A 21,892-nucleotide genomic window follows, 5' to 3' on the forward strand; every position below is an offset into this window, starting at 1 on the left:
GCGGATTGTAGGCGCGCAAAAGTAAACGGCATTTAAATAATAAAACGCCGAAATCAGTGGCGTCTTAAGCTTATTTTAAGGAAAGGAAATCGGGGGGAGATATTCGACATTACTAGAAGGGTAAAGATTCATTTTATAAAAATATAAATTTCAACTTATTGAATTTTATGGTTTTTTCTGAGTATCTGGCAAATGATGAACTTAATTCAAAATGTAATAAATATAATAATTTGTTACACCAAGTATTTACCAAATAAATAATTTAAACACCACTTAACTAAAATTTTTCGCAGGCCGATTTATTTAGCCTGCGAATGTTTTTCAGAGCAAAAGGGGAAGCGTGGCGCTGGCCGTTTGCTGGCTAACGTCACCGTAACGGCCGTCCAGCGCAATCATGGACGTGGTCAGCAGCTCGACCAGCAGCATCACCCCAACCTTAGCATTGAGCGCGCCTGCGCTAAGGGGTCCCTCTGGTTTGGCGGCCACCAGCTGCATGTCGCTCAGGGACGCCAGCGGGCTGCGGGGCGTATTGCTGAGTGCCAGCACCTTAACGCCGCGCTTGCGGGCAAGCTTCACCACGTGGAGTAAATCCCGCGTTGAACCCGAGCTGGAGATGGCCACAACCAGCGTCTCTTTCGAAAGCGTTGTCGCATTCATGGCCGCGCGGTGCATATCGCTAAACAGCTGTGCGGGTTTGCCCAGCCGCAGCAGCTTGTAATGCAGGTACTCCCCGAGGATCGCGCTGGCCGCGACGCCGTAAATCTGCACGGATTGCGCCTGGTGCAACGCCAGCGCCGCTTTTTCAAGCAGCGCGCGGTCGAGGAGTCGGGCGGTATCCTGCAAAGCCTGCACCGACTCATTCACGACGTTATCAATCTCATCCCCCGCCTGACGCGCGGGCTGGCCCTGCTGAATATCCAGCGCAAGCGCCATTTTAAATTCGTTATAGCCCTTGCAGCCCAGCGTCCGGCAAAGACGCGTGACGCTTGCCTCGCTGGTATGGCTCTCGCGCGCCAGTTCAGTGATCGTCAGGTAGAGCACCCGGCCAGGATCGCTGAGGACAAACTCGCCGAGTTTTTGTTGCGTTGGGCTGTACCCGGAAGCCTCCTGGCGGAGCTTCAGCAGCAGATTTTCATGGTCCGACATGCCACGTCCTTAATGTGTTTCGCTGCGACTAGTGTGGCGGAAAGGAGGGGAAAGATGCCAGTCATTTTGAAAAAGTATGATCGGCTTCCTGGTTTTTGATGATAATTTTCACTTAAAAATATTTATATGGTAAAAATTTTCATCACTTAATGGGGAGATGAAAAAATGATGCAAATGTTCAGTGGCGCTTCTTCGGGGGGATGGTTTGAAAAAGCGCAGCGCTTTGGTAAATCCTTTATGTTGCCCATTGCCGTGTTGCCCGCGGCGGGTCTGCTGCTGGGGATAGGCGGCGCGTTATCGAATCCCAATACGCTGACGGCTTATCCGTTTTTAGACGTGGGCTGGCTGCAGGCCATTTTCACCATCATGAGCAGCGCCGGTTCAATTGTGTTTGCGAACCTCTCGGTGCTGTTTGCGGTTGGGGTGGCCGTCGGGTTGGCAAAAAGCGATAAGGGCACGGCCGGACTGGCGGCGCTGCTCGCGTTTCTGGTGATGAATGCCACCATCAACGCGCTGCTGATCCTCACCGGCAAACTGGCGCACGAGAACCCGGGCGCTGTCGGGCAGGGCATGACGCTGGGGATTCAGACGCTGGAAACCGGGGTGTTTGGCGGCGTGGTGATTGGGCTGGTGACCTGCACGCTCCATCATCGGTTTAATAAAATTGCGCTTCCGCAGTTCCTCGGGTTCTTTGGCGGCTCGCGCTTTGTCCCCATTATCAGCTCGCTGGCGGCGATACTCGTCGGCGCGCTCATGACCGTGATCTGGCCGCATTTCCAGAAGCTGATTTTTGGTCTCGGCGGGCTGGTGGATGCCACCGGTTATCTGGGCACCCTGCTGTACGGCTTCATCTTACGCATGCTGGGCCCGTTTGGTTTGCACCACATCTTCTACCTGCCGTTCTGGACCACCGCGCTCGGCGGCAGTGAGATTGTTAACGGTCACCTCGTTGAGGGCACACAGCGGATCTTCTTCGCCCAGCTGGCCGACCCGAACACGCAGCATTTCTATGAGGGCACGTCGCGCTTCATGTCCGGGCGCTTTATTACGATGATGTTTGGCCTGCTCGGCGCGTGTCTGGCGATGTACCACACGGCAAAACCGGAGAACAAAAAGCGCGTTGCCGGGCTGCTGCTCTCTGCGGCGTTAACCTCGTTCCTGACCGGGATTACAGAGCCCATCGAGTTCTCGTTCCTGTTTATTGCGCCGGTACTTTACGTCATTCATGCGCTGTTTGACGGGCTGGCGTTCATGCTCGCACACATGCTGCATATCACCATCGGGCAAACCTTCTCCGGCGGGTTTATCGACTTCGTGCTGTTCGGCATTTTGCAGGGCGAGGCCAAAACCCACTGGATGTTCGTTCCGCTGGTCGGCGTGCCGTGGTTCTTCCTTTACTACTTCACCTTTCGCTACCTGATTAACCGCTTTGATTTTGCCACGCCGGGTCGGGAAAAGGAGGCGATGGCCAATGAAGTGGCCTTCTCACAGAGCGAGCGCGCCGTTGCGGTGATCGCCGGATTAGGCGGAAAAGAGAATCTGGAAGAGGTGGACTGCTGCGCCACGCGTCTTCGCGTCACGGTGAAGGACGGCAGCAAAGTGAATGACGCGGCGCTGAAAGCCACCGGCGCGCGCGGCGTTATCGTGCGCGGTAACGGTGTTCAGGTCATTTATGGCCCGCACGTCACGATTATCAAAAACGAAGTGGAAGAGATCTTATCGTAATGAAAACTGTACTGGATAACCTGAAGGGAAAACTGGTCGTCTCCTGTCAGGCGCTGGAAAACGAACCGCTGCATAGCCCGTTTATTATGTCGCGAATGGCGCTGGCGGCGGCACAGGGCGGGGCTACCGCCATTCGTGCCAACAGCGTGGTGGATATCGAGGCCATTAAGCAGCAGGTCTCTTTGCCGGTCATCGGCATCATCAAACGGGATTACCCGGAAAGCGAGGTGTTTATCACCGCCACGATGAAAGAGGTAGATGAGCTCATGGCCGTCTCGCCGGAAATCATTGCGCTTGATGCGACGGCGCGGGAGCGTCCTGGTGGGGAGTCTCTGGAAACGCTGGTCACGCGCATCCGCTCGCGCTATCCCTCGGTCCTGCTGATGGCGGATATCTCCACCGTGGATGAAGCCGTGACGGCGCAGGCGCTTGGCTTTGACTGTGTCGGCACGACGCTTTACGGCTATACGGCGGAAACGGCGGGCCATTCGCTTCCGGAGAATGACTGCGCGTTCCTGAAGGCCGTGCTGGCTGCCGTGACGATTCCCGTGGTTGCCGAAGGCAACGTGGATACGCCTGAACGCGCGGCCAGATGCCTGGCGCTGGGTGCGCATACGGTCGTTGTCGGCGGCGCGATCACCCGTCCACAGCAAATTACCGAGCGTTTTATGGCGGCGATTGGCGCGCAAAGCACCGATGGAGCATGACCATCCGGCGGGGATCTGCGATACTTATCGTTTATCCCCTTTACTGAGATGACTATGCAGTACCCGATTAACGAGATGTTCCAGACCCTGCAAGGCGAGGGTTACTTTACCGGCGTTCCCGCTATTTTCATTCGTTTACAGGGATGCCCGGTTGGCTGTGCCTGGTGTGATACCAAACATACGTGGGATAAGCTCGCAGATCGGGAAGTGTCGCTGTTTAGCATTCTGGCGAAAACCAAAGAGAGCGATAAGTGGGGCGCGGGCAGTTCTGAAGATCTGCTGGCCATTATTGGTCGTCAGGGCTGGACGGCGCGCCACGTGGTGATCACCGGCGGTGAACCCTGCATCCACGATCTGACGCCGCTGACCGAGCTGCTCGAAAAGAACGGCTACAGCTGCCAGATTGAAACCAGCGGCACCCATGAAGTGCGCTGCTCACACACCACCTGGGTGACGGTATCGCCAAAAGTGAATATGCGCGGCGGATATGACGTGCTGTCTCAGGCGCTGGAACGCGCGGACGAGATCAAGCACCCGGTAGGGCGCGTGCGTGATATCGAAGCGCTGGATGAACTGCTGGCCACGCTGACGGATGAAAAGCAGCGCGTCATTGCGCTACAGCCGATCAGCCAGAAAGACGACGCGACGCGCCTGTGCATTGAAACCTGTATTGCGCGCAACTGGCGCCTGTCGATGCAGACGCACAAGTACCTGAATATTGCCTAAAAATAAGCCCGGTGGCGCTAGCGCTTACCGGGCCTACGGTTCGAGGCTTTTGAAGGCCGGGTAAGGCGAAGCCGCCACCCGGCAAGCATCACTCTCCGCGATACACGCAGCCTGCCGTGCAGGTCTCTTTGATCATCACCGCGCTCAGCAGCGGCACCAGCGGCTTCATCTGATCCCAAATCCATTTCGCCAGCACTTCGCTGGTCGGGTTTTCAAGGCCCGGGATATCATTCAGGTAGTAGTGATCCAGACGATCGTAGGTCGGCTTAAACGCCGCCTTCAGCTCGGCAAAATCCATGATCCAACCGGTATGCGGATCAACTTCACCGGTGATCTCAAGACGCACCATGAACGAATGCCCGTGCAGACGGCCGCATTTATGCCCTTCAGGGACATGCGGAAGGTGGTGGGCGGCTTCGAAGGTGAAATCTTTAAACAGTGTGGTGGACATGATCGCTCTCAGTAATGCGGAAAAAACCGCCGCATAGTACCGGAAAGCACAATTTTTAGCATTAACTAAAACGGCTCTGAAGCCTGGCGTCTCGTTAACAGGCGTTTTTTGGGGTTTTTATCTATAATTTTCAGGTGGTTAATTAATCGGTTTTATCGCTAAGTATGACAACTAAAACAGGTTAGTCCATTTGGTTATTTATTATTTCCATCCCTTCTTTAATTGTTATTATCCTCGCCGTTAACCTTATCTTCAGTTTGGATTTATTCGCTTAAAGTCCGCTTGGCTACTGGAACATAACGACGCATGACAACACAGGCCCCACCTTCAAATTTGCTTCCCCTGAACCCGGAGCAACTGGCGCGCCTTCAGGCTGCCACCTCTGATTTTTCTCCCACTCAGCTTGCCTGGGTCTCCGGTTATTTCTGGGGAATGCTCAATCAGCAGCCTGGCGCTGTGGCGGGGGCACCGGCAACGGCCGTTGAAATCCCGGCCATTACCCTGATTTCCGCCTCGCAGACGGGCAATGCCCGCCGCGTGGCTGAGGCGCTGCGTGACGACCTGCTGGCCGCCAAACTGAACGTGAACCTGGTCAACGCCGGGGATTATAAATTTAAGCAAATTGCGTCAGAAAAGCTGCTGGTGGTTGTCGCCTCTACGCAGGGTGAAGGTGAACCTGCTGAAGAAGCGGTGGCGCTGCATAAGTTCCTGTTCTCGAAAAAAGCGCCGAAGCTGGATGGCACGGCGTTTGCGGTCTTTGGCCTGGGCGATACCTCCTACGAATTTTTCTGCCAGTCCGGTAAAGACTTCGACGGCAGGCTGGCGGAGCTGGGCGCGGAGCGCCTGCTGGACCGCGTTGACGCAGATGTCGAGTACCAGCCCGCTGCCGCGGAATGGCGTGCCCGCATTGTTGAGGTGCTGAAAGCCCGCGTGCCGAAAGAGACCTCGGCGCAGGCTGCCTTCACCGCAACCGGTGCCGTCAACGACATTCACACCAGCCCTTACACCAAAGAGGCACCGCTGACCGCGAGCCTGGCGGTGAACCAGAAAATTACCGGCCGCGACTCGGAAAAAGACGTGCGCCATATCGAGATCGATCTCGGCGACTCTGGCCTGCGCTATCAGCCGGGCGATGCGCTGGGCGTCTGGTATCAGAACGATCCTACTCTGGTAAAAGAGCTGGTTGAGCTGCTGTGGCTGAAGGGTGACGAGCCTGTCACCGTTGACGGCAAAACCCAGCCGCTTTCTGAGGCGCTCCAGTGGCATTTCGAACTGACGGTGAATACCCCGAATATCGTCGAAAATTATGCCACCTTAACGCGCAGCGAATCCTTGCTGCCGCTGGTGGGCGACAAAGCGAAACTGCAGCATTACGCCGCGACGACGCCAATTGTCGATATGGTGCGTTTCTCTCCGGCTCAGCTGGATGCCGATGCGCTAATCGGCCTGCTGCGTCCGCTGACGCCGCGCCTGTACTCCATCGCCTCTTCGCAGGCCGAAGTGGAGAGTGAAGTGCATGTTACCGTCGGGGTGGTGCGCTACGACATCGAAGGCCGCGCCCGCGCGGGTGGGGCATCAAGCTTCCTGGCGGATCGCGTGGAAGAAGAGGGCGAAGTGCGCGTCTTTATCGAGCACAACGACAATTTCCGCCTGCCTGCGAACCCGGAAACCCCGGTCATCATGATTGGTCCTGGCACCGGCATTGCGCCGTTCCGCGCCTTTATGCAGCAGCGCGCGGCAGATGAAGCGCCGGGTAAAAACTGGCTTTTCTTCGGCAACCCGCACTTTACCGAAGATTTCCTCTACCAGGTTGAGTGGCAGCGCTATGTTAAAGAAGGCGTACTGACCCGCATCGATCTGGCCTGGTCCCGCGACCAGAAAGAAAAAGTCTACGTACAAGACAAACTGCGCGAACAGGGCGCAGAGCTGTGGCGCTGGATCAATGACGGTGCGCACATTTATGTCTGCGGCGACGCCAATCGCATGGCGAAAGACGTTGAGCAGGCACTGCTGGAAGTGATTGCCGAATTCGGCGGTATGGATGCCGAAACGGCGGATGAATTTTTAAGTGAGCTGCGCGTTGAGCGCCGTTATCAGCGAGATGTCTACTAATGAGCGAAAAACATCCAGGGCCACTGGTGGTCGAAGGTAAACTGACAGACGCCGAGCGCATGAAGCTGGAAAGCAACTATCTGCGCGGCACCATTGCTGAAGATCTGAATGACGGTCTCACCGGCGGTTTCAAAGGCGACAACTTCCTGCTGATCCGCTTCCACGGTATGTACCAGCAGGACGATCGCGACATCCGCGCCGAGCGTGCAGAACAGAAGCTGGAGCCGCGTCATGCGATGCTGCTGCGCTGCCGTCTGCCGGGCGGGGTGATCACCACCAAACAGTGGCAGGCGATCGACAAGTTTGCCGGTGAAAACACCATTTATGGCAGCATCCGTCTGACCAACCGCCAGACCTTCCAGTTCCACGGTATTCTGAAGAAGAACGTGAAGCCGGTGCATCAGATGCTGCACTCGGTCGGGCTGGACGCGCTGGCGACCGCCAACGACATGAACCGTAACGTGCTTTGCACCTCGAACCCGTATGAGTCCGAGCTGCACGCTGAAGCCTATGAGTGGGCGAAGAAGATCTCCGAGCACCTGCTGCCGCGCACGCGCGCCTATGCGGAGATCTGGCTCGATCAGGAAAAAGTCGCGACCACGGATGAAGAACCGATTCTCGGCCAGACCTATCTGCCGCGTAAGTTCAAAACCACGGTCGTGATCCCGCCGCAGAACGATATCGACCTGCACGCCAACGACATGAACTTCGTGGCGATAGCCGAAAACGGCAAGCTGATTGGCTTTAACCTGCTGGTGGGCGGCGGCCTGTCCATTGAGCACGGTAACAAGAAAACCTACGCCCGCACCGCGAGCGAGTTCGGCTTCCTGCCGCTGGAGCACACGCTGGCCGTGGCGGAAGCGGTAGTGACCACCCAGCGCGACTGGGGCAACCGTACCGACCGTAAAAACGCGAAAACCAAGTACACCCTGGAGCGCGTAGGCGTTGAGACGTTCAAAGAGGAAGTGGAGCGTCGTGCGGGCATCAAGTTTGAGCCGATCCGCCCTTACGAATTCACCGGTCGCGGCGATCGCATTGGCTGGGTGAAGGGTATCGATAATAAATGGCACCTGACGCTGTTTATTGAAAACGGCCGTATTCTGGATTATCCGGGCCGTCCGCTGAAAACCGGTCTGCTGGAAATTGCTAAGATCCATAAAGGCGAGTTCCGCATTACCGCTAACCAGAATCTCATTATTGCCGGCGTGCCGGAGAGCCAGAAGGCGAAGATCGAGAAGCTGGCGCGCGATCACGGGTTGATGAATGCGGTGAAGCCGCAGCGTGAAAACTCGATGGCCTGCGTGTCGTTCCCGACCTGCCCGCTGGCGATGGCTGAAGCGGAACGTTTCCTGCCGTCATTCACTGACAAGGTAGAAGCGATTCTGGAAAAACACGGTATTCCGGACGAGCATATTGTTATGCGCGTCACCGGCTGCCCGAACGGCTGCGGTCGCGCGATGCTGGCCGAGCTGGGTCTGGTGGGGAAAGCGCCGGGTCGTTACAACGTGCACCTTGGCGGCAACCGTATGGGGACGCGCATTCCGCGTATGTACCGTGAAAATATTACGGAACCGGAAATTCTTGATTCCATCGACGAGCTTGTCGGGCGCTGGGCGAAAGAGCGCGAAGCGGGTGAAGGCTTCGGCGACTTTACGGTGCGTGCGGGCATCATTCGCCCGGTGCTCGATCCCGCAAGGGATTTCTGGGAGTAACCCATCCTTTGCCCGGTGGCGCTTCGCTTACCGGGCCTACGGGTTTTGTAGGCCGGGCAAACGCAGTGCCGCCCGGCGAAACAGGCAAACGAGGTTCTTATGTCCGTACTCGATCTAAACGCGCTTAACGCATTGCCAAAAGTCGAACGCATTCTGGCGCTGGCAGAAACTAACGCCCAACTGGAAAAGCTGGACGCCGAAGGGCGCGTGGCGTGGGCGCTGGAAAACCTGCCGGGAGACTATGTGCTGTCGTCGAGCTTTGGTATTCAGGCGGCGGTCAGCCTGCATCTGGTGAATCAGATCCGTCCGGACATTCCGGTGATCCTCACCGATACCGGCTACCTGTTCCCGGAGACCTACCAGTTTATTGACGAGCTGACGGACAAGCTCAAGCTGAACCTCAAGGTTTACCGCGCGACGGTAAGCGCGGCCTGGCAGGAGGCGCGCTACGGCAAGCTGTGGGAACAGGGCGTTGAGGGCATTGAGAAATACAATGAGATCAACAAAGTTGAGCCAATGAACCGGGCGCTGAAAGAGCTTAATGCGCAGACGTGGTTTGCGGGGCTACGCCGCGAGCAGTCCGGCAGCCGTGCAACCTTGCCGGTGCTGGCGGTCCAGCGCGGGGTGTTTAAAGTGCTGCCGATTATCGACTGGGATAACCGGACGGTGTATCAGTATCTGCAAAAGCACGGGCTGAAATACCATCCGCTGTGGGACCAGGGCTATCTGTCGGTGGGCGATACCCACACCACGCGCAAATGGGAACCGGGAATGGCGGAAGAAGAGACGCGATTCTTTGGACTGAAGCGCGAGTGCGGGCTGCACGAAGGATAATGTCATTTCGCCCGGTGGCGCTGCGCTTACCGGGCCTACAAAGGTTCGATCGATACGTAGGCCCGGTAAGGCGTAGCCGCCACCGGGCTTAACAACCTCAGGCTTTCCCCGCTTTCGCCAGCTCCTTCACCAGCGGCAGCATCACCTTCACGACATCACGACTGCGGTGCTCAATCCGCTGCGGCAGCGCGCTATCAATATGCTGCTGATTATCCAGCATTACGTTGTGCCAGCTCGTCCCGTCCGGGAAAGCTTTCGATTTGGCCCGCTGCTGATAGCCATCTTTCTTGCCCAGTGCCCAGTTTGTCGCTTCCACGTACAGCACCGGAATGCCCGCCTTATCAAATACTTCCCCGTCGTTGCAGCAGCCCGTTCCTCGCGGGTAATCCGGGTTACCGCCGGGGTTGCTGGTGGCATACACCCCATGGCTGCGGGCAATCGCCAGCGCCCGGTCGCGCGTCAGTTTCCGCACGGTACCCGGCGTACTCTGCCCGCTGTTGAAATAAAGCTTATCGCCGACGATTAGATTATCAAGGTTGATCACCAGCAGCGTATTTTTCTTCTCCTCAGCGCTCATGCGTTTAAGGAGATTCTCAGCGCCGAGTTTGCCCTCTTCCTCACCGCTGGTGGCCACGAAACGAATACCATACTGGGTTGGAATATCTTTCATCCGCTCGGCCAGTTCGAGCATCACGCCCAGACCCGCCGCGTTGTCGTCCATACCCTGCAGCGTCAGCCCGCCGAGGTTGTTATCCGTGTCGGCATCACTCATCGGGGCGTAGGTATCGAGGTGCGCCATAATAATAATCTGTTCAGCCGCGCTACCTTCATGCGCCGCGATAACCGTACTGCCGGTCACGTTATGCCAGTTTTTCGTTTTATTTCGTGAGGTATAGACGTAGCGGCTGTGAAATGACCGAATATCGCTCTGGTAGCCCATGTCGGCAAACTGCTGGCGAAGATAGTCCGCGGAGAGCATTTCTGCAGGCGAACCGGTCATACGGCCAGGGAAGACGGTGGCAATATGCCGCGCCTGCATAGTGGCGATTTCACCATAAGGTTGGTTTTTTGCCTGGGCAGGAAGAACAAAGCAAACGCCGAGCGCCAGGGCAGCAATACGGTGGCGCGTTGCGGAAAACATAGTGAGTCCTTAAAAACTGAGCAAAATAATAACCCGCTTAGTATGAAACTGTGATCGTCCATACACAATTTGAATTGCTCTTAAATGCCCGAAATTTCGCGTGTTAAGCACTTTTTGGTATTAGCTTTTTCATGGCGTTATTCCATTGAGTAACTACTCATTCCAATTCGTAATTTCATTCGGTCTAAGCCGCCCCCTATAGTCCCTTTATTCCTCGTTGTTAGTGAGTTGTTGCTTGTGGACTATCTGCCCTTATTTGCCGCGATAAAAGAGAAGCCGGTGCTGGTTGTAGGCACGGGTGAAATTGCCGATCGCAAAATCGCGTTTCTGAAGCGCGCAGGGGCGCAGGTGCGGGTAGTGGCAGAAGCGGATTTTGACGAATCACACATCGACAGCGTCGTGCTGGTGATTGCGGCGACCGAAGATCGCGACCTGAACCGGCGGATTTCCGACGCCGCTCAGGCCCGTTACCGCCTGGTGAACGTGGTGGACGACCAGCCATTATGCTCGTTTATCTTCCCGTCGATCGTTGACCGCTCGCCGCTGCTGGTGGCGATCTCCTCCGGCGGTACCGCGCCGGTGCTGGCGCGCGTGCTGCGTGAAAAAATCGAAGCGCTGCTGCCGACCAGCCTCGGACGCATGGCGGAAAAAGCCAGCTTCTGGCGTAACCACCTGAAAACGCGGCTGACCAGCGTGACGGAACGCCGTCGCTTCTGGGAACGCGTGTTTCGCGGCCGCTTTGCCAGCCTGATGCATGCCGGTAATGAGACGGCGGCGCAGAAAATCCTCGAGGACGAACTGGATAACCCAGGCAGCACGGGCGGGGAGATCATTCTGGTGGGGGCAGGGCCGGGCGATGCCGGGCTTCTGACGCTACGCGGCCTGCAGGTGCTGCAGGACGCGGACGTGGTGTTTTACGACCATCTGGTCACCGACGGCGTGCGCGAGCTGATCCGTCGCGACGCGGAGCAAATCTGCGTCGGCAAACGGGCTGGCGAGCATTCGGTGCCCCAGCATGATACCAACCAGATGCTGGTTGACGCCGCCAAAGCGGGTAAAACCGTGGTGCGCCTGAAGGGGGGAGACCCGTTTATCTTTGGTCGCGGCGGTGAAGAGCTGCAGGCGGCAGCCGAAGCGGGCGTACCGTTCCAGGTGGTGCCCGGCATCACGGCGGCCTCTGCGGTGACGGCCTACGCCGGTATCCCGCTCACCCACCGCGATTACGCCCAGAGCGTGACCTTTGTGACCGGCCACTACAAGGCCGACAGCACGCCGTTCGACTGGTCGCATCTCGCCCAGAGCCGCCAGACGCTGGCGATTTACATGGGCACGATGAAGGCGGCGGACATCAGCGAACAGCTTATTCAGCACGGTCGCGAGGCGACGACGCCCGTTGCCGTCATTTCTCGCGGCACGCGCGTCGATCAGCACGTTGCGACGGGCACGCTGGAACATCTTGCAACCCTGGCGAAAGACGCCCCGATGCCCGCCCTGATCGTGGTGGGAGAAGTGGTGCAGCTGCACAGCACGCTCGCCTGGTTCCAACACACAACCGATACAGAAGGCTTTGGTTCTTCTGTCGTAAATTTGGCTTAAGGAACGGTTATGGACCAAAAACGTCTTACACACCTGCGGCAGCTCGAAGCGGAGAGTATCCATATCATCCGCGAAGTGGCCGCCGAGTTTTCTAACCCGGTGATGATGTACTCCATCGGTAAAGATTCCAGCGTCATGCTGCATCTGGCGCGTAAAGCGTTTTATCCGGGCACGCTGCCGTTCCCGCTGCTGCACGTGGATACCGGCTGGAAATTCCGCGAAATGTACGAGTTCCGCGACCGTACCGCGAAAGCCTACGGCTGCGAGCTGCTGGTGCACAAAAACCCGGAAGGGGTGGCGATGGGCATTAACCCGTTCGTGCACGGTAGCGCCAAGCACACCGATATCATGAAAACCGAAGGGCTGAAGCAGGCGCTGAATAAATACGGTTTTGACGCGGCCTTCGGCGGCGCGCGCCGTGACGAAGAGAAATCCCGCGCCAAAGAGCGTATCTACTCCTTCCGCGACCGCTTCCACCGCTGGGACCCCAAAAACCAGCGCCCGGAGCTGTGGCACAACTACAACGGTCAGATTAATAAAGGCGAAAGCATTCGCGTCTTCCCGCTCTCCAACTGGACCGAGCTGGATATCTGGCAGTACATCTATCTCGAAAACATCGAAATCGTTCCGCTTTATCTGGCCGCCGAGCGCCCGGTGCTGGAGCGCGACGGCATGCTGATGATGATCGACGACGATCGCATCGACCTGCAGCCGGGCGAAGTGATCAAAAAACAGATGGTGCGTTTCCGTACCCTCGGCTGCTGGCCGCTGACCGGCGCGGTGGAATCCAGCGCGCAGACGCTGCCGGAGATCATCGAAGAGATGCTGGTGTCCACCACCAGCGAGCGACAGGGGCGCGTGATTGACCGCGACCAGGCAGGCTCCATGGAGCTGAAGAAACGTCAGGGTTATTTCTAAGGAGCCGCCATGAATACCACTATTGCTCAACAAATTGCCAACGAAGGCGGCGTGGAAGCGTATCTGCACGCGCAACAACATAAAAGCCTGCTGCGTTTTCTGACCTGCGGCAGCGTGGATGACGGGAAAAGTACCCTGATTGGCCGTCTGCTGCACGATACGCGCCAGATTTATGAAGATCAGCTCTCTTCCCTGCATAACGACAGTAAACGTCACGGCACCCAGGGCGAAAAACTCGACCTGGCCCTGCTGGTGGACGGCCTGCAGGCGGAGCGCGAGCAGGGCATCACCATCGACGTGGCCTACCGCTACTTCTCTACCGAGAAGCGCAAATTTATTATTGCCGACACCCCGGGGCACGAGCAGTACACCCGTAACATGGCGACCGGCGCCTCCACCTGCGACCTGGCGATCCTGCTGATGGACGCGCGTAAAGGCGTGCTGGATCAGACCCGTCGCCACAGCTTTATCTCGACGCTGCTGGGGATCAAACACCTGGTGGTGGCGGTTAACAAGATGGATCTGGTGAGCTTCAGCGAAGAGACGTTCGAGGAGATCCGCCAGAGCTACCTGACCTTTGCCGAACAGCTGCCCGGCAACCTGGATATTCGCTTTGTACCGCTCTCGGCGCTGGAAGGGGATAACGTCGCCTCCCAGAGCGCGAACATGCCGTGGTACAGCGGCCCGACGCTGCTGGAGGTGCTGGAAACGGTTGAAATCCAGCGCGTGGTCGACACCCAGCCGATGCGCTTCCCGGTGCAGTACGTGAACCGTCCAAACCTCGATTTCCGCGGCTTCTCTGGCACCCTCGCTTCAGGCTCCGTCAAGGTCGGACAGCGCGTCAAGGTGCTGCCATCCGGCGTGGAATCGACTATCGCCCGTATCGTCACCTTCGACGGTGACCTGCAGGACGCGGGCGCCGGTGAAGCGGTAACGCTGGTGCTGAAAGACGAAATTGATATCAGCCGGGGCGATCTGCTGGTCGACGCGCAGGAAACGCTGGCGGCAGTGCAGGGCGCGTCCGTGGACGTGGTATGGATGGCGGAACAGCCCCTGACCGCTGGCCAGAGCTATGACATCAAAATTGCCGGTAAGAAAACCCGCGCCCGCGTGGACGGTATTCAGTACCAGGTGGATATCAACAACCTCACCCAGCGTGACGTCACCGAGCTGCCGCTGAACGGCATTGGTCTGGTCGATCTGACCTTCGACGAACCGCTGGTGCTGGATCCGTATCAGCAAAACCCGGTCACGGGAGGGCTGATTTTTATCGACAGGCTGACCAACGTGACCGTCGGAGCCGGTATGGTACGCGAACCGATTAAACAGGCTGCCGCGACGTCTGAATTCAGTGCCTTCGAGCTGGAACTGAACGCGCTGGTGCGTAAACACTTCCCGCACTGGGGCGCACGCGATCTGCTGGGAGGCAAGTAATGGCTGCCCATGATGAGAACGTCGTCTGGCATCCTCATCCGGTCACCGTCGCCCAGCGCGAACGGCTCCACGGTCACCGTGGGGTTGTGCTGTGGTTTACCGGGCTGTCCGGCTCGGGGAAATCAACGGTGGCGGGCGCGCTGGAAGAGGCGCTGTATCAGCAGGGCGTAAGCACATACCTGCTGGATGGCGACAACGTGCGTCACGGCCTGTGCAGCGATTTAGGGTTTAGCGACGATGACCGCAAAGAGAACATCCGCCGGGTGGGCGAGGTCGCCAGCCTGATGGCTGACGCCGGGCTGGTGGTGCTGACCGCGTTTATCTCTCCGCACCGCGCCGAGCGCCAGATGGTGCGCGAACGCGTGGGTCAGGATCGCTTTATCGAGGTGTTTGTCGATACGCCGCTGGAGATTTGCGAAGCGCGCGACCCGAAAGGGCTGTACAAGAAAGCCCGGGCCGGAGAACTGCGCAACTTCACCGGAATTGACGCGGTATACGAAGCGCCTGAATCGCCTGAGATTCACCTGGAAGGTCAACAATTGGTAACAAATTTAGTAAGCCAATTATTAGACCTGCTCAGACGGGACGATATTATCAGATCCTGAGACGGTATCGTTCGGGAGCTGTCTTCCCGAACGATGAGTCACGGTCACAGGATTAGCTATGCGCAACAGTGAACATTACATCACCACCACCGGGTCGGAGCCGCTCGCGACCGACGACGAAACGACCTGGTCATTTCCTGGGGCCATCATTGGCTTCGTCTCATGGCTGCTGGCGCTTGGCATTCCGTTTCTCCTCTACGGCGGCAACACGCTGTTCTTCTTTCTCTACACCTGGCCTTTCTTCCTGGCGTTGATGCCCGTTGCGGTTGTCGTCGGCATTGCGCTGCACTCGCTGCTCAATGGTAAGCTCCTCTACAGCACCGTGGTCACGATTGTGACGGTGGTTCTGATGTTTGGTCTGTTATTTTTGTGGCTCATGGGCTAACTTCAGCCATAATTCAAACCGTAACCAACTGTGTAACGATATTGTGCAGGACGATTCTGCGGAAAAAATGTGGTACATTTGCCCGCGATGTTGCGGCATCTCTGTTACCCCGGCGTAGTGCTCTGGGGAAGTCTTGGGATGATGATGCCGTTTTTCAGGGGGCAGGATGGGTAAACTAACGCTGCTGTTGCTGGCTTTGCTAATCTGGCTGCAATATTCGCTGTGGTTCGGTAAGAACGGACTGCACGACTATAGCCGGGTGAGCGATGACGTCGCGGCTCAGCAGGCAACAAACGCCAAACTTAAGGCGCGAAACGATCAACTCTTTGCTGAAATTGATGACCTCAATGGCGGGCAAGAGGCGATTGAGGAACGCGCACGCAATGAACTCAGTATGACAAAGCCGGGCGAAACCTTTTATCGTCTGGTTCCGGATGCGTCTAAACGCAATCAGGGCTCAGCACAAAACAATCGATAATCAGGCCCAGGATTACGACATGGCAGCAACTTTTTCGGACGTATGTGCCGTGGTGCCGGCCGCAGGTTTTGGCCGGCGCATGCAGACAGAATGTCCCAAGCAGTACCTCTCTATTGGCGATAAAACGATCCTCGAGCACGCTGTGGCAGCGCTTCTGGCGCACCCGCGGGTGACGCGAGCGATCATCGCTATCAGCCCTGGCGATGCGCGCTTCGCGCAGCTGCCGCTGGCAAATCATCCACAGATTACCGTCGTAGACGGTGGCGCCGAGCGCGCCGATTCCGTGCTGGCGGGCATTCAGGCCGCCGGAAACGCGCCGTGGGTACTGGTGCATGACGCGGCGCGTCCGTGTCTGCATCAGGACGATCTTGCGCGCCTGCTGGCCCTGAGCGAAACAAGCAAGGTTGGCGGGATTCTGGCCGCGCCCGTGCGCGACACCATGAAGCGCGCCGAGCCGGGCAAACAGGCTATCGCCCACACCGTCGATCGCGTCGATTTATGGCACGCGCTGACGCCACAATTTTTCCCCTGCGAATTACTCCACGACTGCTTAACGCGTGCGCTTAAAGAAGGTGCGACCATCACGGACGAAGCCTCCGCGCTGGAGTATTGCGGTTTCCACCCTGAGCTTGTTGAAGGACGCGCTGATAATATTAAAGTGACGCGCCCTGAAGATTTACAGCTCGCGGAATTCTATCTTACCCGTTCGACCCATCAGGAGAAGGCATAATGCGAATTGGACACGGTTTTGATGTACACGCCTTTGGCGGAGAAGGCCCAATTATCATTGGCGGCGTGCGCATTCCTTATGAAAAAGGACTGCTGGCGCATTCTGATGGCGACGTGGCGCTGCATGCGCTGACCGACGCGCTGCTCGGCGCTGCCGCGCTGGGTGATATCGGCAAGCTGTTTCCGGACACCGACCCGGCGTTTAAAGGGGCGGACAGCCGCGAGCTGCTGCGCGAAGCGTGGCGCCGCATTCAGGCGAAAGGCTATACCCTTGGCAACGTCGACGTGACGATTATTGCCCAGGCCCCGAAAATGCTGCCGCACATTCCGCAGATGCGCGTCTTTATTGCAGAAGATCTGGGCTGCCATATGGACGACGTGAACGTCAAAGCGACGACGACCGAGAAGCTGGGCTTTACCGGGCGCGGCGAAGGGATTGCCTGTGAAGCCGTGGCGCTGCTGCTGAAGGCGAGCAAATGACAGACTTCGACAACCTGACATACCTGCACGGTAAACCGCAGGGGAACGGAGTGCTGAAAGCCAGCCCGGAAGATTTCCTCGTGGTGGAGGATCTGGGCTTTGAGCCGGATGGCGAAGGCGAACATATCCTGGTGCGTATTCTGAAAAATGGCTGCAATACCCGCTTTGTGGCCGACGCGCTGGCAAAATTCCTCAAAATTCACGCCCGCGAAGTGAGCTTTGCCGGGCAGAAAGATAAACACGCCGTCACCGAGCAGTGGCTCTGTGCGCGCGTTCCAGGCAATACGATGCCTGATTTAAGCAAATTTGAGCTTGAAGGCTGTAAGGTACTGGAGTTCGCCCGCCACAAGCGCAAGCTGCGTCTGGGCGCGTTGAAGGGGAACGACTTTACGCTGGTGCTGCGTGAAGTGTCGCACCGCGGAGACGTTGAAAAACGTCTGAACGCGATTAATGAACGCGGTGTACCGAACTACTTTGGCGCACAGCGCTTTGGCATTGGCGGCAGCAACCTGCAGGGTGCGCTGCGCTGGGCACAAAGCGATGCCCCGGTGCGTGACAGGAATAAACGCAGTTTTTGGTTGTCGGCGGCCCGCAGCGCGTTGTTTAATCAGATTGTGAGCGAAAGGCTGAAAAAACCGGACGCGAATCAAGTTGTTGTTGGCGATGCGCTACAATTAGCGGGACGCGGAAGCTGGTTTGTGGCAACGGCCGAAGAAATGGCCGATGTGCAATCGCGCGTGGACGCAAAATCGCTGATGATTACCGCCGCGCTGCCCGGTACGGGCGACTGGGGAACGCAGGGCGACGCGCTGGCCGCCGAGCAGTCAGCCGTAGCGGATGCGCCAGAATTGCAAACCTTGCTGGTGCGGGAAAAAGTCGAGGCGGCACGCCGCGCGATGCTGCTCTATCCGCAGCAGTTAAGCTGGAACTGGTGGGATGACGTGACCGTCGAGTTACGCTTCTGGCTACCGGCAGGTAGCTTTGCCACCAGTGTTGTCAGGGAACTTATCAACACCTCGGGTGATTATGCGAATATTGCTGAGTAACGATGATGGTATCCACGCGCCAGGCATTCAGACCCTGGCGAAACACCTCCGCGAATTTGCGGATGTGCAGGTCGTGGCACCCGATCGTAACCGCAGTGGAGCGTCTAACTCTCTGACGCTGGAGTCGTCGCTTCGCAATTTTACCTTTGAAAATGGCGATATTGCCGTGCAGATGGGTACGCCAACCGACTGCGTTTTTCTGGGCGTTAACGCGCTGATGCGACCGCGTCCGGATATCGTCGTCTCCGGCATTAACGCCGGTCCTAATCTCGGCGATGACGTGATTTACTCCGGTACCGTGGCGGCCGCAATGGAAGGGCGCCATCTGGGGTTCCCGGCGCTGGCGGTCTCGCTAAATGGCCACACGCACTACGACACCGCCGCCGCGGTAACCTGTTCGATCCTGCGGGCGCTCGGCCGCGAGCCGCTGCGTACCGGGCGCATCCTCAACATCAACGTGCCGGATCTTCCTCTTGATGAAATTAAAGGCATTCGCGTCACCCGTTGCGGAAGCCGACACCCTGCCGATCAGGTGATCCCGCAGCAGGATCCTCGCGGCAACACGCTTTACTGGATTGGCCCTCCCGGCGATAAGTGCGATGCGGGTCCGGATACCGACTTTGCCGCCGTGGAGGAAGGCTATGTTTCGGTTACCCCGCTGCACGTAGATTTAACCGCGTATAGCGCGCATGATGTGGTGTCGGGCTGGCTGGATCGCGCAGGAGTGAACGCGCAATGGTAAACAAACGTGTACAAACTCTTCTGGAACAACTCCGCGCGCAGGGGATCCGCGACGAGCACGTGCTTGAAGCGCTTGCTCAGGTTCCGCGTGAGAAATTTGTAGACGAGGCGTTTGAACACAAAGCGTGGGAAAACGTAGCGCTGCCTATCGGGCAGGGTCAGACGATTTCGCAGCCTTACATGGTGGCGCGCATGACGGAGCTGCTGGAGCTGACGCCCGACTCCCGCGTGCTGGAGATTGGCACCGGGTCGGGGTATCAGACCGCGATCCTGGCCCATCTGGTTCACCATGTCTGCTCCGTTGAGCGGATTAAAGGTTTACAGTGGCAGGCGCGTCGTCGCCTGAAACAACTTGATTTACATAATGTTTCGACACGACACGGTGATGGATGGCAGGGTTGGAAGGCGCGCGCCCCGTTTGACGCAATCATCGTGACGGCGGCCCCGCCTGAAATTCCTGCAGCCCTGCTGTCGCAGCTGGATGAGGGGGGCATTCTTGTTCTGCCTGTCGGGGACGAGCAGCAGCTTTTGAAGCGCGTTCGTCGGCGCGGCGGCGAGTTTATTATCGACACCGTGGAAGCCGTGCGCTTTGTGCCTCTGGTGAAGGGGGAGTTGGCCTGAGACTCGGAATTATCCAGGGTTATTAGGGCAAATTCAGCGTATGGTGTGGCGCGAAAGATTCGTGTCATCACGGTAAATTTTAAGTCACTGGTAGTTAACACATTCCTGGGGGATAAATGAGCGCGGGAAGCCCTAAATTCACCATCAGCCGTGTTGCGGCATTATCACTGGTTTCGCTCTGGCTGGCAGGCTGTACAAGTTCTAACAATGCGCCTGCGCCCGTCAGTTCCGTCGGCGGAAACAGCGGCTCCGGTAACACGTCCAGCGGAATGTTAATCACGCCGCCGCCTAAAATGGGAACTGCTGCGCAGCAGCAAACACCACAAATTCAGCCTGTGCAACATCCTGTTACACAGCCAATGCAGGTTCAGCCAGTCGAACAGCCTGTTCAGACTCAAAATGGCCGCATAGTCTATAACCGCCAGTATGGGAACATTCCGAAAGGCAGCTATACCGGCGGCAGCACCTATACCGTGAAGCGTGGCGATACGCTGTTCTATATTGCGTGGATCACCGGGAACGATTTCCGTGACCTCGCGCAGCGCAATAACGTCCAGGCCCCGTATGGTCTGGAAGTCGGGCAAACGCTCCAGGTGGGCAACGCGACGGGTACGCCGCTTACGCCTGGCAACACGGTTTCAGCGGCCGATGTGACGGCTCAAAATAACAGCGTGAAGCCTGCACAAAAATCCACCACGGTGGTTGCTTCACAACCTGTAATTACGTATTCTGAGGATTCAGGTGATCAGACTGCTAACAAAATGTTGCCGAATAATAAAGGGACTGCGACTGCTGTCACAGCACCGGTTACGGCACCTGTGGTTAGCTCTACTGAACCGACTGCCAGCAGTATGACCTCCAGTTCGCCAATTTCTGCATGGCGCTGGCCAACTGACGGCAAGGTTATCGAAAACTTCTCTTCCTCCGAAGGCGGAAATAAAGGGATCGATATCGCAGGGAGTAAAGGACAGGCTATCACCGCGACCGCAGATGGGCGCGTTGTGTATGCCGGTAACGCTCTGCGCGGTTACGGTAATCTTATTATCATCAAGCATAACGATGATTACCTGAGTGCCTACGCCCATAACGACACAATGCTGGTCCGGGAACAACAAGAAGTTAAGGCGGGGCAAAAAATCGCTACCATGGGTAGCACCGGAACCAGTTCTACACGCTTGCATTTTGAAATTCGTTACAAGGGGAAATCCGTAAACCCGCTGCAGTATTTGCCGCAGCGATAATTTGACGGGGCATGCCAGCCAGGGTGTCTCGTTCAGGGATCACGGGTAGGAGCCACCTTATGAGTCAGAATACGCTGAAAGTTCATGATTTAAATGAAGACGCGGAATTTGATGAGAACGGAGTAGAGGCTTTTGACGAAAAAGCCTTAGTAGAAGAGGAACCCAGTGATAACGATTTGGCTGAAGAAGAGCTGTTATCGCAGGGCGCCACACAGCGTGTACTGGACGCGACTCAGCTTTACCTTGGGGAGATTGGTTACTCCCCACTGCTAACGGCCGAAGAAGAAGTCTATTTCGCACGTCGTGCTTTGCGTGGTGATGTTGCCTCGCGTCGTCGCATGATTGAAAGTAACCTGCGACTGGTCGTGAAAATTGCCCGCCGTTACGGCAATCGTGGTCTGGCTCTGCTGGATCTGATTGAAGAGGGCAACTTAGGTCTCATCCGCGCAGTTGAGAAGTTTGACCCGGAACGCGGGTTCCGTTTCTCAACCTACGCGACCTGGTGGATTCGTCAGACCATCGAACGGGCTATTATGAACCAAACCCGTACGATCCGCCTGCCGATTCACATCGTCAAAGAGTTGAACGTTTATCTGCGCACCGCGCGCGAGTTGTCCCATAAACTGGACCACGAGCCAAGCGCAGAAGAGATTGCCGAACAACTCGATAAACCGGTTGATGACGTAAGCCGTATGCTGCGTCTCAACGAGCGCATTACCTCCGTTGACACCCCGCTGGGTGGCGACTCCGAAAAAGCGCTGCTGGACATCCTGGCCGATGAAAAAGACAACGGTCCGGAAGACACCACGCAGGACGATGACATGAAACAGAGCATCGTCAAATGGCTGTTCGAACTGAACGCCAAACAGCGTGAAGTGCTGGCACGTCGTTTCGGTTTACTGGGGTATGAAGCTGCGACACTGGAAGACGTCGGCCGTGAAATTGGCCTGACCCGTGAACGTGTTCGTCAGATTCAGGTTGAAGGTCTGCGCCGCCTGCGTGAAATCCTGCAGGGGCAAGGTCTGAATATCGAAGCGCTGTTCCGCGAATAAGCAACCTTTCGT

23 protein-coding genes are annotated in these 21,892 nt (G+C 57.1%); 19 read left to right on the top strand and 4 right to left on the bottom strand.

Annotated elements, in window-relative coordinates:
* Nucleotides 1-321: 321 nt before the first annotated feature.
* Nucleotides 322-1,146, bottom strand: a complete 825-nt coding sequence (locus N037_RS10740; protein WP_032640776.1) for a MurR/RpiR family transcriptional regulator — start codon at nt 1,144-1,146, stop codon at nt 322-324.
* A gap of 165 nt (nt 1,147-1,311) precedes the next feature.
* Here N037_RS10740 and N037_RS10745 point away from each other — a divergent pair, with 165 nt between their 5' ends.
* The 3 genes from N037_RS10745 to queE are packed head-to-tail and all read left to right on the top strand — an operon-like array spanning nt 1,312 to nt 4,304.
* A complete protein-coding gene (locus N037_RS10745; RefSeq protein WP_032640778.1) occupies nt 1,312-2,871 on the top strand; it encodes a PTS transporter subunit EIIC in 1,560 nt (519 codons plus the stop codon).
* A complete protein-coding gene (locus N037_RS10750; protein WP_032640780.1) occupies nt 2,871-3,578 on the top strand; it encodes an N-acetylmannosamine-6-phosphate 2-epimerase in 708 nt (235 codons plus the stop codon). The genes N037_RS10745 and N037_RS10750 overlap by 1 nt, the downstream gene beginning before the upstream one ends.
* Nucleotides 3,579-3,632: 54 nt before the next feature.
* Complete coding sequence (gene queE, locus N037_RS10755) at nt 3,633-4,304, top strand: 7-carboxy-7-deazaguanine synthase QueE (protein WP_023333236.1); 672 nt, start codon at nt 3,633-3,635, stop codon at nt 4,302-4,304.
* Between the two features lie 88 nt (nt 4,305-4,392).
* Here queE and queD read toward each other — a convergent pair whose 3' ends face one another.
* A complete protein-coding gene (gene queD, locus N037_RS10760) occupies nt 4,393-4,755 on the bottom strand; it encodes a 6-carboxytetrahydropterin synthase QueD (RefSeq protein ID WP_010434567.1) in 363 nt (120 codons plus the stop codon).
* A 306-nt stretch (nt 4,756-5,061) separates the two neighbouring features.
* On the opposite strand from queD, the gene cysJ reads away from it, so the two are divergent.
* The 3 genes from cysJ (at nt 5,062) to cysH (ending at nt 9,413) form a co-directional block, all read left to right on the top strand.
* Nucleotides 5,062-6,867: an NADPH-dependent assimilatory sulfite reductase flavoprotein subunit gene (cysJ, locus tag N037_RS10765; RefSeq protein ID WP_032640782.1), complete on the top strand. Its 1,806-nt coding sequence runs from the start codon at nt 5,062-5,064 to the stop codon at nt 6,865-6,867.
* Nucleotides 6,867-8,579 (top strand): assimilatory sulfite reductase (NADPH) hemoprotein subunit, encoded by a 1,713-nt coding sequence (gene cysI / locus N037_RS10770; protein WP_032640784.1) that lies wholly within the window; start codon nt 6,867-6,869, stop codon nt 8,577-8,579. The genes cysJ and cysI overlap by 1 nt, the downstream gene beginning before the upstream one ends.
* Before the next feature lie 99 nt (nt 8,580-8,678).
* A complete protein-coding gene (gene cysH, locus N037_RS10775) occupies nt 8,679-9,413 on the top strand; it encodes a phosphoadenosine phosphosulfate reductase (protein ID WP_032640786.1) in 735 nt (244 codons plus the stop codon).
* A 97-nt stretch (nt 9,414-9,510) separates the two neighbouring features.
* On the opposite strand, the gene N037_RS10780 is transcribed toward cysH, so the two are convergent.
* Nucleotides 9,511-10,554 (bottom strand): aminopeptidase, encoded by a 1,044-nt coding sequence (locus N037_RS10780; protein ID WP_023333232.1) that lies wholly within the window; start codon nt 10,552-10,554, stop codon nt 9,511-9,513.
* Nucleotides 10,555-10,791: 237 nt separating this feature from the next.
* On the opposite strand from N037_RS10780, the gene cysG reads away from it, so the two are divergent.
* The 11 genes from cysG to N037_RS10835 all read left to right on the top strand — a co-directional run bounded on the left by cysG (nt 10,792) and on the right by N037_RS10835 (nt 19,587).
* On the top strand, nt 10,792-12,150 hold the full coding sequence (cysG, locus tag N037_RS10785) for a siroheme synthase CysG (RefSeq protein WP_032640788.1): 1,359 nt from the start codon (nt 10,792-10,794) through the stop codon (nt 12,148-12,150).
* Between the two features lie 9 nt (nt 12,151-12,159).
* Entirely contained in the window at nt 12,160-13,068 is a 909-nt protein-coding gene (cysD, locus tag N037_RS10790; protein ID WP_006811770.1) for a sulfate adenylyltransferase subunit CysD, read from the top strand.
* Nucleotides 13,069-13,077: 9 nt separating this feature from the next.
* Entirely contained in the window at nt 13,078-14,502 is a 1,425-nt protein-coding gene (cysN, locus tag N037_RS10795; RefSeq protein ID WP_023333230.1) for a sulfate adenylyltransferase subunit CysN, read from the top strand.
* Nucleotides 14,502-15,107: an adenylyl-sulfate kinase gene (cysC, locus tag N037_RS10800; RefSeq protein WP_023333229.1), complete on the top strand. Its 606-nt coding sequence runs from the start codon at nt 14,502-14,504 to the stop codon at nt 15,105-15,107. Before cysN ends, cysC begins: the two co-directional genes overlap by 1 nt.
* A gap of 58 nt (nt 15,108-15,165) precedes the next feature.
* On the top strand, nt 15,166-15,492 hold the full coding sequence (locus N037_RS10805) for a DUF3561 family protein (protein ID WP_023333228.1): 327 nt from the start codon (nt 15,166-15,168) through the stop codon (nt 15,490-15,492).
* Nucleotides 15,493-15,658: 166 nt separating this feature from the next.
* Nucleotides 15,659-15,970, top strand: coding sequence for a cell division protein FtsB (gene ftsB, locus N037_RS10810; protein WP_008499609.1), 312 nt, complete (start codon nt 15,659-15,661; stop codon nt 15,968-15,970).
* Between the two features lie 19 nt (nt 15,971-15,989).
* Entirely contained in the window at nt 15,990-16,700 is a 711-nt protein-coding gene (ispD, locus tag N037_RS10815; protein ID WP_032640790.1) for a 2-C-methyl-D-erythritol 4-phosphate cytidylyltransferase, read from the top strand.
* Nucleotides 16,700-17,179, top strand: coding sequence for a 2-C-methyl-D-erythritol 2,4-cyclodiphosphate synthase (gene ispF, locus N037_RS10820; RefSeq protein ID WP_029741541.1), 480 nt, complete (start codon nt 16,700-16,702; stop codon nt 17,177-17,179). Before ispD ends, ispF begins: the two co-directional genes overlap by 1 nt.
* Nucleotides 17,176-18,225 carry a tRNA pseudouridine(13) synthase TruD gene (gene truD, locus N037_RS10825; RefSeq protein WP_032640792.1) on the top strand — a complete coding sequence of 350 codons (1,050 nt, stop codon included), beginning with the start codon at nt 17,176-17,178 and terminating at the stop codon, nt 18,223-18,225. The genes ispF and truD overlap by 4 nt, the downstream gene beginning before the upstream one ends.
* Entirely contained in the window at nt 18,206-18,967 is a 762-nt protein-coding gene (gene surE / locus N037_RS10830) for a 5'/3'-nucleotidase SurE (RefSeq protein WP_032640794.1), read from the top strand. The genes truD and surE overlap by 20 nt, the downstream gene beginning before the upstream one ends.
* Entirely contained in the window at nt 18,961-19,587 is a 627-nt protein-coding gene (locus N037_RS10835; protein ID WP_023333224.1) for a protein-L-isoaspartate(D-aspartate) O-methyltransferase, read from the top strand. The genes surE and N037_RS10835 overlap by 7 nt, the downstream gene beginning before the upstream one ends.
* A gap of 94 nt (nt 19,588-19,681) precedes the next feature.
* On the opposite strand, the gene N037_RS25410 is transcribed toward N037_RS10835, so the two are convergent.
* Nucleotides 19,682-19,813: a peptidase gene (locus N037_RS25410; RefSeq protein ID WP_369751013.1), complete on the bottom strand. Its 132-nt coding sequence runs from the start codon at nt 19,811-19,813 to the stop codon at nt 19,682-19,684.
* Between N037_RS25410 and nlpD the strand changes: the two genes are divergently transcribed.
* Both nlpD and rpoS read left to right on the top strand, forming a co-directional pair.
* Nucleotides 19,755-20,828, top strand: a complete 1,074-nt coding sequence (gene nlpD, locus N037_RS10840; protein WP_420255177.1) for a murein hydrolase activator NlpD — start codon at nt 19,755-19,757, stop codon at nt 20,826-20,828. The genes N037_RS25410 and nlpD overlap by 59 nt on opposite strands.
* Nucleotides 20,829-20,887: 59 nt before the next feature.
* Nucleotides 20,888-21,880 (top strand): RNA polymerase sigma factor RpoS, encoded by a 993-nt coding sequence (gene rpoS, locus N037_RS10845; protein ID WP_008499600.1) that lies wholly within the window; start codon nt 20,888-20,890, stop codon nt 21,878-21,880.
* Nucleotides 21,881-21,892 lie beyond the last annotated feature (12 nt).

Origin of the sequence: Enterobacter sp. EGD-HP1, from assembly GCF_000733275.2 — a bacterium.
GTDB lineage: Bacteria > Pseudomonadota > Gammaproteobacteria > Enterobacterales > Enterobacteriaceae > Enterobacter.

Excerpts from the sequence above, each read along its gene's own strand:
- N037_RS10780 (WP_023333232.1), bottom strand. The coding sequence starts at position 10,554 with ATGTTTTCCGCAACGCGCCACCGTATTGCTGCCCTGGCGCTCGGCGTT.
- N037_RS10805 (WP_023333228.1), top strand. The coding sequence starts at position 15,166 with ATGCGCAACAGTGAACATTACATCACCACCACCGGGTCGGAGCCGCTC.
- queE (WP_023333236.1), top strand. The coding sequence starts at position 3,633 with ATGCAGTACCCGATTAACGAGATGTTCCAGACCCTGCAAGGCGAGGGT.
- cysN (WP_023333230.1), top strand. The coding sequence starts at position 13,078 with ATGAATACCACTATTGCTCAACAAATTGCCAACGAAGGCGGCGTGGAA.
- cysC (WP_023333229.1), top strand. The coding sequence starts at position 14,502 with ATGGCTGCCCATGATGAGAACGTCGTCTGGCATCCTCATCCGGTCACC.
- cysD (WP_006811770.1), top strand. The coding sequence starts at position 12,160 with ATGGACCAAAAACGTCTTACACACCTGCGGCAGCTCGAAGCGGAGAGT.
- cysJ (WP_032640782.1), top strand. The coding sequence starts at position 5,062 with ATGACAACACAGGCCCCACCTTCAAATTTGCTTCCCCTGAACCCGGAG.
- queD (WP_010434567.1), bottom strand. The coding sequence starts at position 4,755 with ATGTCCACCACACTGTTTAAAGATTTCACCTTCGAAGCCGCCCACCAC.
- ispF (WP_029741541.1), top strand. The coding sequence starts at position 16,700 with ATGCGAATTGGACACGGTTTTGATGTACACGCCTTTGGCGGAGAAGGC.
- N037_RS10740 (WP_032640776.1), bottom strand. The coding sequence starts at position 1,146 with ATGTCGGACCATGAAAATCTGCTGCTGAAGCTCCGCCAGGAGGCTTCC.
- rpoS (WP_008499600.1), top strand. The coding sequence starts at position 20,888 with ATGAGTCAGAATACGCTGAAAGTTCATGATTTAAATGAAGACGCGGAA.
- cysH (WP_032640786.1), top strand. The coding sequence starts at position 8,679 with ATGTCCGTACTCGATCTAAACGCGCTTAACGCATTGCCAAAAGTCGAA.
- surE (WP_032640794.1), top strand. The coding sequence starts at position 18,206 with ATGCGAATATTGCTGAGTAACGATGATGGTATCCACGCGCCAGGCATT.
- ftsB (WP_008499609.1), top strand. The coding sequence starts at position 15,659 with ATGGGTAAACTAACGCTGCTGTTGCTGGCTTTGCTAATCTGGCTGCAA.
- N037_RS10745 (WP_032640778.1), top strand. The coding sequence starts at position 1,312 with ATGATGCAAATGTTCAGTGGCGCTTCTTCGGGGGGATGGTTTGAAAAA.
- cysI (WP_032640784.1), top strand. The coding sequence starts at position 6,867 with ATGAGCGAAAAACATCCAGGGCCACTGGTGGTCGAAGGTAAACTGACA.
- N037_RS10750 (WP_032640780.1), top strand. The coding sequence starts at position 2,871 with ATGAAAACTGTACTGGATAACCTGAAGGGAAAACTGGTCGTCTCCTGT.
- N037_RS10835 (WP_023333224.1), top strand. The coding sequence starts at position 18,961 with ATGGTAAACAAACGTGTACAAACTCTTCTGGAACAACTCCGCGCGCAG.
- ispD (WP_032640790.1), top strand. The coding sequence starts at position 15,990 with ATGGCAGCAACTTTTTCGGACGTATGTGCCGTGGTGCCGGCCGCAGGT.
- truD (WP_032640792.1), top strand. The coding sequence starts at position 17,176 with ATGACAGACTTCGACAACCTGACATACCTGCACGGTAAACCGCAGGGG.